Origin of the sequence: Enterococcus sp. DIV0167 (assembly GCF_050541555.1) — a bacterium.
GTDB lineage: Bacteria > Bacillota > Bacilli > Lactobacillales > Enterococcaceae > Enterococcus > Enterococcus faecalis.
The window spans coordinates 1,067,793-1,080,353 of sequence record NZ_CP172933.1 but is presented as its reverse complement, the minus strand read 5'-3'; the positions used below and the strand labels follow the sequence as shown (position 1 = coordinate 1,080,353).

Annotated in this window: 13 protein-coding genes; all 13 read right to left on the bottom strand. The window is 39.3% G+C overall.

What is annotated here, in order from left to right; genetic code table 11:
* Positions 1–98 precede the first annotated feature (98 nt).
* On the bottom strand, positions 99–1,223 hold the full coding sequence (locus IGM09_RS05340) for an SH3 domain-containing protein (protein ID WP_033624935.1): 1,125 nt from the start codon (positions 1,221–1,223) through the stop codon (positions 99–101).
* Between the two features lie 118 nt (positions 1,224–1,341).
* Positions 1,342–1,737, bottom strand: a complete 396-nt coding sequence (locus IGM09_RS05335) for a phage holin family protein (RefSeq protein ID WP_002357842.1) — start codon at positions 1,735–1,737, stop codon at positions 1,342–1,344.
* Between the two features lie 23 nt (positions 1,738–1,760).
* Positions 1,761–3,530 carry a hypothetical protein gene (locus tag IGM09_RS05330; protein WP_033624934.1) on the bottom strand — a complete coding sequence of 590 codons (1,770 nt, stop codon included), beginning with the start codon at positions 3,528–3,530 and terminating at the stop codon, positions 1,761–1,763.
* A gap of 32 nt (positions 3,531–3,562) precedes the next feature.
* A complete protein-coding gene (locus tag IGM09_RS05325) occupies positions 3,563–5,020 on the bottom strand; it encodes a phage tail protein (protein ID WP_033624933.1) in 1,458 nt (485 codons plus the stop codon).
* Positions 5,021–5,032: 12 nt separating this feature from the next.
* Positions 5,033–5,959 (bottom strand): distal tail protein Dit, encoded by a 927-nt coding sequence (locus tag IGM09_RS05320; RefSeq protein ID WP_010775782.1) that lies wholly within the window; start codon positions 5,957–5,959, stop codon positions 5,033–5,035.
* Between the two features lies 1 nt (position 5,960).
* Positions 5,961–8,894: a phage tail protein gene (locus IGM09_RS05315; protein ID WP_033624931.1), complete on the bottom strand. Its 2,934-nt coding sequence runs from the start codon at positions 8,892–8,894 to the stop codon at positions 5,961–5,963.
* On the bottom strand, positions 8,884–9,252 hold the full coding sequence (locus IGM09_RS05310) for a hypothetical protein (RefSeq protein WP_002361692.1): 369 nt from the start codon (positions 9,250–9,252) through the stop codon (positions 8,884–8,886). The genes IGM09_RS05315 and IGM09_RS05310 overlap by 11 nt, the downstream gene beginning before the upstream one ends.
* Before the next feature lie 17 nt (positions 9,253–9,269).
* Positions 9,270–9,629: a tail assembly chaperone gene (locus IGM09_RS05305; protein WP_002357848.1), complete on the bottom strand. Its 360-nt coding sequence runs from the start codon at positions 9,627–9,629 to the stop codon at positions 9,270–9,272.
* A 33-nt stretch (positions 9,630–9,662) separates the two neighbouring features.
* Positions 9,663–10,175, bottom strand: a complete 513-nt coding sequence (locus IGM09_RS05300) for a phage major tail protein, TP901-1 family (RefSeq protein WP_002381948.1) — start codon at positions 10,173–10,175, stop codon at positions 9,663–9,665.
* Between the two features lie 12 nt (positions 10,176–10,187).
* A complete protein-coding gene (locus tag IGM09_RS05295; RefSeq protein ID WP_002382237.1) occupies positions 10,188–10,604 on the bottom strand; it encodes a hypothetical protein in 417 nt (138 codons plus the stop codon).
* Between the two features lie 221 nt (positions 10,605–10,825).
* The gene (locus IGM09_RS05290) at positions 10,826–11,233 is read right to left on the bottom strand and encodes a RinA family phage transcriptional activator (RefSeq protein ID WP_002360491.1); all 408 of its coding nucleotides are present in this window, start codon (positions 11,231–11,233) and stop codon (positions 10,826–10,828) included.
* Between the two features lie 19 nt (positions 11,234–11,252).
* Entirely contained in the window at positions 11,253–11,645 is a 393-nt protein-coding gene (locus IGM09_RS05285) for a hypothetical protein (RefSeq protein ID WP_016617237.1), read from the bottom strand.
* Positions 11,646–11,711: 66 nt separating this feature from the next.
* Positions 11,712–12,554, bottom strand: coding sequence for an ATP-binding protein (locus tag IGM09_RS05280; RefSeq protein ID WP_033624930.1), 843 nt, complete (start codon positions 12,552–12,554; stop codon positions 11,712–11,714).
* Positions 12,555–12,561: the final 7 nt, after the last annotated feature.

Below are 12,561 nucleotides of genomic sequence, written 5' to 3'. Positions count from 1 at the left end.
TAGCTTCGCAGTCTCCATTGCTTATTCCCTTTGGCAAAATCTCTGCTAAATGCAAAAAAAGCCACAAACTCTGATAAAAGCAGAGTTTGTGGCTTTTTTTAGCTAGTAAATGATCCCCATGTATTCTGTGCGTTGCCATCGTTTGGTCCGATTGGCAAATAAATTCTCGCGCCTGTCGTATCTGTTCCACCAATAAAAACATACCCATCTGCAATATAAAACGCATCGTAATAAAAGCGAGTATTTTTGGGCCAGATACCATAAATAGGTGCTGACAAACTAGGTTGTCCTGCTCTTAAAACAATGCCTTCGTCCACACCAATTAGAAATGATTTCTTCGTTTGCGGGCGCCAAAGTTCAGCAATGTCGCCGTCGTTCACATAACCTAACAAATGTCCGCTATTTTCAATACGGTAAAGGTTTTGTCGGTCGGGTAATTTCGCTGTAATTGTTCCTACCTGTGTCCAAAGTGCCTCTGCTGATAGATGTTCATTGATTAAAGCATCTGGTGTTGTATAGATTGAAGTGAAACGAATTGCTTGTCCTACTTGATATTTTGGTGCATTAGGTTTACCTGGCTGAACAATGACAGTCTCACCTGTTTCAGAAACGCCCGTTTGTAAATCTTGTGCCAACTGCGCTTTACTAATCCCCCAACGCGCTAAATAACCATAAGGATCTGTATGATCTCCCCACCAATTTTTTGTAATCCAATCATGAGTGACTATGCCATAACCTGTTCCATCGTCCAGCGAAAAATCAGCACCAATGTTCTGAGCCAAATCACGGGCCAAATTAACATAGGCAGCATAATCTTTTTTAAACGTCACCGCATTATTCGTTCGAGCCAATTCGATTTGCGCATAGGCTTTTTGATTAGCTAAAGAACCTGCGCCATATTGAATTTGACCAGCAGGAGCTAATTGTTTCACTCGTCCACCAGATCCGACAAAATATGAGACATAAGCATTTGACCAATTTCGTTTCATATAGGCTACTTCATTGTCTAAACTGTGTGGTCCTAGGTTCCGCTCATTTCCAGATTCATGTAAAACAATTAATTCATTGCTTGTAGAGCCTGGAAAATAAGTAAAGTTGATTGGATCCGCTTCGATGATGTAAGCGCAAGCCGTCATCGGAATCGTTAAACTTAAGCCAATCACTAAAGCAAGTTGAATCATTAATTTTTTAAACATAGCATACTCCTTTCTAAAAAAAGCCATGGAAGGAAAATCAAAATGACTTCCCTTCCACGGCTTAAAACTGCAGATAAATGGCGGGACAGAAGTAATTTCTTCGGCGATCAGCCGAAAGTTCTACGTTTGTCCCGACCACTTCTACTTAATCATCTTTATTTTTTAACTGAATAAATAACTCTTTTAACTTTTTCGGCATAGGAATAAAGGTCGCAATGTTTTCAAAAAAAGAAAGTCCTTCGTTCGCAATGTAAAAAATCAGAACCATTTCCCGAATTGGCAAATTGTTTCCCACAACTTTTTCAACACGAACCGCTACGGCAACCACAAATAACATCGTCACTTTTTTCGCAATTCCGAGCATACCAATCCGACTGGACAATTCTTTTGTGGCGATTGCCTTAATCCAACCTGTGATGAAATCGACAATAATTAAAAAGAGGAAGACATCCAACAATTGATCTAATCCGCCTAATAAACGTACGACAATCCCACCGAAAATGCTTAAAAGCATTGTTATTGTGTTGAGATAACGTTCCATAAAAAGTCTCCTAAACTAGCTTGTTATTTTGTCGGAAACGGATCGTCCGTGTACCAACTTCCTTGGAGGTAAATATTTCCGGCTCTGCTTGAGGCAAAAATTATCCCTTGATTTCCGATTTCATATAGTGCATTACAATTAGGATACGGAAAAGCGTAAGGTGCAACTGAGAGCGGAATATTCCAAATACTACCACTTATTTTTGAGGACATTTTGTACCCAGTTGGTATGTTAAATACTTTAGGCATGTGGTTATTCAATTTCGTCGGATCACTCAAATTACATCTTACAAATGCATCGACACGATTTCCTACCCTAATTAATACAAATTTCATATTATCCTTATTAAAGGCCGCCTGATATTTTGCCTCGACTTCACCGACTCCACTAGCTTCATAAATGGCCATTTTAGAGGATTCCAAAGGCACACCATTGACGGTTGGCATAGTTACAAAATTCTTCATCCCAGCAATCTCTTGGTCACCTGTTTGTGTCACAGCTTGACCTTTAATCGCTTCCGCAACGTTTTTCGGGTGCATATATTTACTCGTTAAAGTTCCCGCGACTGCTTCGCTGTCTGATGCGAAGCCATAATTTTCTACATTGCCCAGCCCAACTTGTTCAGCGGTTACTTGGTGTGGATTATCCTGATTTTCCACATGGGTATTGAGTTGCTCTGCCTGAACAAAACCACTCTTCGCTAAAACCGCTTGGGCATCAACAGACACACCAATATGAAGTCCCACGTAATCAACTTCTACGCTGGCTGGCGTCACCCCATTCGATGAATCTGTATAGCTCATTAAATAAATGAACCCTTCATCTGTGATAAAATTCTGATCATTGATTTGAATTGAAAAATCGCTGAACTCTTTTGCTGATTCTTGGATTTGAGTTACCCAATTATCCGTAGTTGGTAAATACGCAGCGATTTTAATCGTTTGATTATTGGGCGCAGCGGCTTTCACACGTTGATTAATCGTAAAAAATTGAACGTTCTGGCGAACAAATGCCACCGCCTCGTCAGTTGTGACTGTTTCAAACATTTGTGGAATTAATTTTTTAGCGGCTTCAACGAGATTGAAGGCCGCTAATTGTTGCGGAATCACACCGCTTTGGGTGGAACCTGTTTTCACGCCCTCATCATCACGGCTGGCCATTTTATTGTAGTCCGCTTGGGAAACTTCCTCCCAAACGTCTGTTGGCTTCTTAAGAATTTTAGCCGTAAAATCAGTGGAATAACTGTTTGCATTGGTGGCTGTATTGCCGGCCGTTTTACCGTTAAAGTCTAACTTCAATTTGACAGTGGTTGGCTTAGCCAATAAAGAAATACCGTCTGCTTTTGTCATGCGGTCATTCAAATCAATTTGAAGACGATTCGCTAGAGTAGCTTGTTTGATGCCTTGTGTATCTGTGCGTGCTTGGACAATTTCTGGATTACTATCACCAGCTTCTGCTACTAATTGATCAAAATCATTTCGTAAAGTATCAAATTCTTGTTTATTATTATTTGCCGTTGAAACTGCATTTCCTGCAATCGTGATTGCTGTTTTGGCATTGTTCATCGCTTGGTTGGCTGTTTCATTTGCTTGATTGCCTGCATCGGTGGCAATTTGTACGGCTTCTTTGCCAGCTTCATCTGCGATGTTTTTCGCTTCAGAAATTCCATTCGTTAACTGGACTTGGTAAGCATCTACTTTCTCAGCTGATGCATTCGACTGATCCAAGATTGCATTGATTTTAAGGCGACCTTGATTCAGGGTATCTAATTCTTCAATATGTTCTACTGACATTTCGTCACACTCCTCTAGTTTTCATTAATTTATTAAAACTGGCCACCCAATTGGGATTGAATATACACACGACAGATGACCGAAGCATCCAACCATAGTGGCTGATGAGAGAAAAATTGAAGCGTGTGATTGCCGCGTTCGATTTTTCCATCTGTTGTTTTTCGTAAATAACTCAAAATGTTTAGCCGTTGTTGTTGCAATGATAGTTGGGGTAATTTTTTGCCATCCACTACCAAATCAATGTTCGTTACAGAATGCGAAGGTCCTTTAGCAGTTGCCTTGAACGTTAATTCTGCGGTGTTTACATAAAGAATGTCCTCGTCAAAGTATAAATTCAGCTCCACTGGCTGTGTCTTGCTAAGTTCTCCTTGTATTGAACGATTTAAAAGTGTCGTCGCCCCTTGTGCGTAAGTTTCGCTAATCTCTTGTTTCCGACTGAAAGCTGTCATGGTACTATGAATTGTTTCTTGCAGATTTCCCAACTCTAGCTGAATGTCTTGGGGGGCACCAAAGACATCTTTTTTACTTTCTTTTTTGATACGAAGGTTGACACTCCCAAACTCATTCGTATTAATCATGATAACCGTGCCCAACCGCAAACGATCGATTGCTAAAGGTTGATCTGTTAATTTAATTAAATCAGCTGCAGTCACTACCCAAGAAACTTGTGGCTTGGTCCATTCTTCTAACATTCGCAAAGCATTTTCCTTTAATGCCTTGGGATCAGAAAAACGCTGTTCCACCCAAATTGACTCCAATAAACCATAGCGGTCAATTGCGGCCTTGTTCTCTAAATACGGAACCCCTTGATTGACCGAGCGAATATTGACTTTGTTAACACCTTCGCCTGAACCTAATGGATAAATCCGATTGATTAGCATCTTGGGATTACGTTCTATTTCGAATCCTTGCATATTGTAACCTTCTTGAATTCGCGCAACTGGTTCTGTTGGTGGTTTGACTAATGAAAGTTCAAAAGGATAGACCTCTGTATTCCATTGCCAAAGATATTCCTCTTCGAAATCGGCTGGGATGCTAAATAAAGGCTCGACTAGCCCGTTTTCATTCTCCCATTTATAGGTTAATTTCCTTGAAAAATCACATTTTTTTAGGACCCAATGCTTTGTTTTTTGTTTATTCAATAGAAATTGAATGGCCTCTTTCGTTGTTTTGTTTTTAATTTCGTGACAACCAAAAAGGACAGTATCGCCTAAGGTACATAATGCTTCTGTGGCAGAGTAGTGAATTTGATTATTGTTCGCATCTTTCTTAATTGTGGTTGGCATCACGCGATATAAACCAATATATTCATTCTCATTGTCGGTCAGTTCCACCCATTGCATTTCTTCAATAAATTCATTTTTAGGATCATCTAGTGGCATGGTAAAATCTAAACTGCCAATTTTGTTCTCTATTTTTTCATAACTGACTTGATAGGCATTGTCCAAAATTGCCGTATATGTTCTTTTCAAATCCAGCGCCATTAACATTTAATCACCCTCCTACACAAATCGGTTAGGATAGCGAATCGTCAAGCGGAAGTCGCTATCTTTGGCTTGAATATACAGCGGTTCATTGGGATATAGATAAAAATCGTTCATTGGTCGAATCATCGGTGCACCATTTTTTGTCAGATAAAAATTTTCAGTATCAATGATAATTTCCGAACGATCAAAGTCACCTAAGTTAATTGTATCGTTCCTTGTTTTAATCCAAACACCACGTCCGGTTCCTGCTAAAATAATGGTCGGTTTGACTTTTAACCCTTCGACCGTAGGATAAATTTCAATTGGCCGAACTTCTTTGCCTAAATCCCCCATCGTGTAAGCCCGATTTTGAAAGGTAATCATGGTTGATCCCCAATAGGCTCCACCTTCAATTAAAATTGGAAAATCAACTGCACCTGAGCCTGTATTCCCCATTAAGTAATTCGCTTGAAATGTAATGGTTGGCGAACCCCACATCACACTAGTCGCATCACTCCGTGTGTATTTATACGGATCAGAAAGCAATAAAGTAAAAGTGCCTGTTACTTGGTTAACGCCTTCGGGTACATCACTCACTGAAGACTTACTACCAAACCACAGCATTTCCGGTTCATCGTTAAACCAAATAGAAACGTCTTTTTCCGTAAACAAAGCAACATTTAAATGATTAAATGCATCTCGAAACGCTTCATTATTCACAGCTGAAAGTCGATATTTGACTGTTAATTCTCGTTCTGGAATCCGCGCATAAACGTGGCGTTTGCCATCACGAATCCCTAATTGATAGCTTTCAATTTCGCTTGGAACTAATTCTCGTCCTGAAACTGATAATGTTTGATAGCCAGGGATGACTTTTTCTAAAAATTGACCGTTAAAATTCAACGCTTCTGAAGGAAGAGGCGTTGAATGAGTTGCTTGATTGGTATCAACAAATTTATACATGTTATCCTCTCCTTCCTAAGCGGTTATTTTGTTTCACTTGTTGTCGTTGTAACTCTGTTGCTAAATAAGGCGCCGTAGTTGCTGCGACAACTTTCCCATCTAACGTTGACTCTACTGTCACAAATAATGGTCGATTGTATGCATCATTTTCTAAACGATGGTCAATCGTTGCTGTGAAGTTTCCTCGACCAGCTAAGTCCAAGGCAAAATCATTTAACAGCGGTAAGTCTAAAATAGAAGCCATTGCTCTACTAACGGCTGTTTCGCCTGCATAAATCCCCGTGGCAATCGTGCCGCCGAAATTCAATTTATGCAAATCAGATAAGGGACCTTCTTTTGCTGGTGAAAATGGTAAAAAGTTACGAATTTTACTGACGACCCCATCGATTGCTTCTTTGGCTTTTCCAATTGCGCCTGTAATTCCATCAGCAATCATACCGACAATATTCGCACCGGCATCGGTGAATTTTGAAAACCAACCTTGGATTGCTTGCCAAGCACCTTCAATTACAGAACCAATGGCATTTTTTACCTGATCGGCTGCATTGGTAACCCCATTTTTGATATTTTCAACTAACTGTCCGCCCGAAGCTAACAGTTGACCAAAATAAGAACCAATCTTCGTGATCATTTGTGAGATTAATGTTCCTGCTGCGAACAGCAAGGCACCCAATAGACTGAGTACACCATTAATTAAGGCTTGAATCAGTTGAATCCCAGCACTTAACAACTGTGGCAACGCATTGATTAACGCACCCATTAAAGCGGTAATTAGCGTAATTGCTGCAGTAACCAGTTGCGGTAAAATTGAAATAATCCCTTGGATCAAAGCCATTAGCAATTTGACGCCTGCGCTGATGATTTGTGGCAAGGCACCAATTAAGGCATTTACCAATGTCAAAATTAAGGTAATAGCTGCCGCAACTAAGGTTGGTAAAATCGAAATAATTCCTTGAATTAACGCCATTAACAATTTGACACCTGCGCTGATAATCTGTGGCAAGGCACCTACCAACGCAGTCACTAACGCTAGAATAATCGTCAGCGCTGATTGAATTAACTGAGGTAAAATCGTCATAATCCCAGTGATTAATGCCATCAAAATTTGTAAACCAGCAGTCAAAATCAACGGTAACATAGTAACAAATGCATTGACTAAGGCTGTGATAATTGAAACACCTGCTGTAACTAGCATTGGTAACGCTGTGACAAAAGCTGTCACTAATGTAGTGATGATATTAATCGCTGCAGTTGTAATTGTTGGCAAGGCGGTGACAATCGCATTAACTAAAGTCATTAATAAGCTCAAACCAACTTCTATCAACATTGGTAAGACTGTTGTAATCCCCTGAATCAACGTAGTAATAATTTGCGTTGCCGCTTCAATTAAGACTGGCAAATTGGCAACGATCGCACCAACAATTAACGTAATTAAACTAGATAACGCGGTTACGATGCTTGGAATAGCTTCTGTTATTTTCCCGAGAATACTGGTTAAGACGGTTGTAAAAAGTTGTATAACTTTCGGTAGATTAGCTGCCAACATTGTTGTAACAGATGTAATCGTGTTACCTAAATTATCAAAGACTTGGGTAATACCACCCGCACTCAAATCACCGGTTTTCATCCAGGCCGTCACGAATGAAACAATCAAGGAAATAATTAGACCAAACGGCCCAGAAATTCCTAATGCAGCCAGTGCAACTTTTGTCAGAACTTTTACCAAAAGACCAACCGCTAAACCAGCTTTGTCAAAGGTGCCACCAAATTGCCCTAATAAGTTACTACCTAATTGCAAACCGCTGGCAAAAACGCCTGTTAGCACACGACCAATTGTTGAAAAAATAGTCGCCATTTTCTCTAAGCCTACTGCAAAAAATTGTTTAAAAACTGCCATTACTTGTTGAAAGGCCGGCTGGATCTGTTGTAGCAGTCCTACCAATTTGCCAAACGCCGCTGAGACAGCTCCTTGAATGGCACTAGCTAAGCGATTGATACTATTTCTAAATGTTTCATTGGTTTTATAGAAATAAATAAACGCTGCTACCGCTGCTAAAACGGCTGCTACAATTAAAATTAATGGTCCTCCACTTAAGGCACTAAAACTAGCACTTAGTTTTGATAAGCCACCACCTAACTTCCCAATGTTTCCTTGTACAAGAGCCAAACCAGCACTAAACTGTTGAAATTTTTGCTGAGCCATCGTTACCATAATCAACATGGGCCCAATGGCGGCTAAAATGCCCATAATGGCAACAATAAAAACTTGGACGGGTTTTGGTAATTTGATAAATAAATTCACCAAAGCTGTAATGCCTTTGACGACTGTGATAACCACTTGAACCAAAATTTCCATTCCTGGAGCCATCACGCTTTGAATCACTTGTGCCGCCGCTTCAAATGATTGATTCATCTGAGTCAATGCCCCTTGCAACTCGCCTTGCAATGAATCAGAAATCCCTCCTGCACTAGCCATAATCAGTCCTTGCATTCCTTGAAATTCGCCACTGACCCCAGCACCGACGCCCATAGCTGTTTTTAAAACGTTCAGCATAGGTAAGGAAACGGCACTAGTCATGGCCGTCCCAAAGCTCAGCATATTATTTTGTGCATTAGTAAAGCCATCAGAGGTTTCTTTCCCCGCTTTTTTAGCTGCTTCACCGGCTTGTTCAGCAGAATCTGTTAACGCTGTGTTCATTTGATCTGCTGCCTTTGCTGTTTCGTCTCCTGTTTTTTTCACTGTTTCTCCAGATTGTTGCATGACGGTTTTAAATGTGTTCATGACCGTGGCTGACTGATTGACACCCGCACTAATTTTCCCTAAATATCCACTTAATAAGGCATACTCACCGCTCATACTTTTTAATGCTTGTTGGACGCCTGCAAGGCTTTTCTTTGCCTCCGATAACGGCGTTTTTTCTTTGTCATTCTCCATCTACTCTCCTCCCTTCTCGATAGCGGCGTAGACGCTCTGCCACAGTGGCAAGTTGCGTTTTTTTCCGCTCATTTAATTTTGTTCGTTGTGGCTGGTTAGCTGCCAGAACTTCAGCAACTCGTTTTTCATAATCATAAAAACTTTTAAAGCTTTCAAAAACGGGTTTTCCTTTTTTGTTTGTCGCTTGCGCTTTAACATTTAAGTAGGCAAGCTCGTGCCTTTTCCGCTCTTCATCTACTTCTGCTAAATTAAAAGCAATCATTCGTAATTCAAATTCAGACATGGTCATCCGATCCACTTCTTCAAATGAGCGACAGCCTAAGTAGCGAAAAGCAGAAAGAGCGATGTCGTGATACACGTCATCGCTCGTTTTAATTAGTTGGTCGCTTGCGCTTCTGCTTTCTTCGCTTCTTTGCTGAACTGATCGATCATTGGTTTTGTAAGAGGTTGCTTTCCCATTTCTTTAAGCAAGTCATCTGAAAGTTTTTTGACATCTTGGGTCATTAACCATGCTTCAATTTCCGACTTACCTATTTTTAATTGCCCACTTTGTAAAGCTTCCATGATGTCAACTAAGATTACTGGATTGTATTGGCGTAAATAAATCATTGCTGAACTGATGCCCATGCCGAATTTGGCAGCGCCATTTTCAATTTGGTAACGTTTATCTAATTCGCGAATCGCGCCAATCGTAAATTTCACTTCAATTGTTTTTCCGTTAATCTCTAAATTCATTTTTTATCCTCCTAAAATTCAACACTTTTTTGATTATGCGCCAGGTTGTGGTGCTTTATCTGGAACGGTATCTTGGAACGCATATTGTGCTTCCGCAATAATATCTGCTTCTACTGTTGCAAAGCCATCTTGTGGTTTGCCATTAATAGAGGCTTCTGTTTCGATTTCTACTAATTCTTCTACATTGGCTGGTAAACTCCATGAATTTACATAACCTTGGGCATAAATTGCTGGATATTTACCTTCCGCATTTTTTTCACCTTTTAAATCAACATCCCAAAATTCCATTAAGATGCCATCTTCAACTGCGTCTTTCATGTATAAATTTTCATCATCGCGAGAGGCTAAACCGCTTAACGATAACGTAACTTCTAAACCAGAAACAGCATTCGCAACGCCATCTTTTGTTTGCGTACCGCTCGATTCACGTGAGAATTCCCATTCATGTTCAATTTGAAATAAGGGTTTCATTGCTTTCTTTGTCGCTGCTTCATCCAAGCGACGAACTAATAAAATACGGTCTTTTCCTTGCATAACTTCTCCCATTGATAATTCCTCCTAGTAAAATTGCATGTGTAATGGTAGTACAGCATGCCAAATTGTTTTTTTCATTTGTTTGGTATCTTTTACCATTTGTGCTTTGACTTCTTGATGTTTGATACCCCAATTAAAATGAGCCGTTCGTTTTAAGTTACTGGTTGCCTGCCGTAAAATCGTTCCTTTAATTGTAGAAATTTGTTGTCGTTCAGATAACGCACCATAAACATGCATTATTAATTCAATTTCTCCCAAAATAGCTGATTTAGTTGGCTTAGGTAATTCTTTACTATCACCTAAATAAACAAATGGCTGATCTGGTAAATCTGTCGGCAGTTCCTCTAGCAACAAAAATCCTGACGTCTGGCAGATTGCAACAAGGGCTTCATATAACTCTTGTTCCGCTTCATTCATTTTTAGCGCCACCTTTCCATTCAAAAAATTCAGGATTGGTTAACAAATTGGCTCTCTTCTAGTCAAAATGAAGGATCTTGAAAGTAGCCGGCATTTTCTGCTCCTTCATAGCTGACACAAGAAAGCAGTCAAAATCATAGAATTCCGTGTCTTCATTTTTTTGGTTGCCTCACGTTTATCTATCTCTTTCGACACTATTAATTTACCATGTTGACACCTGAAAAAATTCCACGCTTTTTCCATGTTTACATCCCTAGTTCATCCGCCACCGCTTCAAAGAAATGATTTCTTAATTTATAGGCTTGGCTTTTACTAATAAATAATTGCTGGGCAAGTCCAATTAATGTTAAAGAGGGCCGTTTTTTCATATATAGTTCTTCAATAATCACGCGCGTTTGTTCATCCGCTTCAGCTAAACAATTTTTGATAATGTCTCGATTTCTCTCTAAGTTCCACAGACGACGATCCATAGCTATCGTAATCGCCATTCGTTCGGTCACTACAGAGTGAAGTCCTTGTCCTCTAATACCAGCATTTAAATCTGCTTCTTGATAAGGGTGCCGTAATTCTTCTTCCCGTTGCCGGATATACTCATCTGTTTTATAAAAGTCTGCTAAAATATCTTTGATATAATTAAATGTTGACGTACGCATTGGTTAATCTCCTTTACTTTTATTCATTTAAAAGTGTTAATCGATAAATAAAATAACACTCTTTCGACATTTCTAAGCCGTGACGAATCGCTTCATCTGAATAACCGAGCCAAATTAAATAGAGATACTCGCTTTTTGTAAACGTTGCGGCCTTAATGGATTGGATGGGTCTTGATTGATCCATCGACCAATTACCGATTGCTTGTCCTAATTCTTGAATTTCCTGCATAATAAGTTTATTTTTTTGACTTGCCCAATCGGGATATTGATTCATTAGTTGTAAGAGTCGTTTTCTTTTTTGTGCTTTTTCGCTTTGTTGCTTTGAAATATCTTTAAATACAACGCTTTTCATTTCAAATAAATCTTTTTTACGTTTTGTTAAATTACTCATGTTTACGGCCTTCTCTTTCACCAATTAGATAACCTAACATTAGTGTCATTGTCCAAAAGATAAACCCAATAATAATTGTTAACATATTTATTTCACACTCCTCATTCGTTTGTCTGTTGTGTCTTTATATTGGAAAACATAGCCACTGGCGTGCTTCATTAGACGAGAAATAATGCGTGTTCCATAGGCCTCCACCAGTTGTTTTCCAGAAAAATTAGTAGTAAAAATAGTTGCTTTATTCTGTCTAGCTTCTAAAATTCGATTTAAGATGTCATTATTAAAATCCGTACTAACTTTATTTTTAATTCCTAATTCAGCACCTAAATCATCTAAGACCAAAACGTCTGCTTTTTTCATTCTAGTAATATACGCTTGAGCCTTTGCTTGGCTTTTGGCCGATTCATTCATGGACATTTTTAGTTTTTCTAATACCTCAGAGTAGCTGACAAATAAACAATACTTTTGATATGCAGAGCGTTCTAAGACTTCAACTAAAATACTGATAGCCAAATGACTTTTACCGACACCAGGTTTCCCTGAAAAAATAACGTGAATTGGCTTTCCTTCAACAATCGCTGAAACTGCTGCTAAGGCCCGTTCTTTTGCTTGTCTTGTTTCTAATTCAGTGGTTTGGTAATTGGTTAAGCGACATTGCCGTAGCGCATCATCAGCAATTAAGGACCCTTGATGAAAAAATTTTTGTGTACGCGCCATAAAACTCTCTTGAGAACGTTGTTGAGTGGCTTCTTGTTCATGTTTTTTTAGCATTTTATACCCACACGACCAACAAGTTGGGGCACAACGTTCTGTGCCATCTTTATTTTTTTGTTGCCAAACATATTGTTCACTGCCACATTCAGGACAACGGTCTTCAACTTTTTCTAACAATTGACTCAATAGTATTTGAAAAGTTTGATCTGTCGCATGCATACTGATT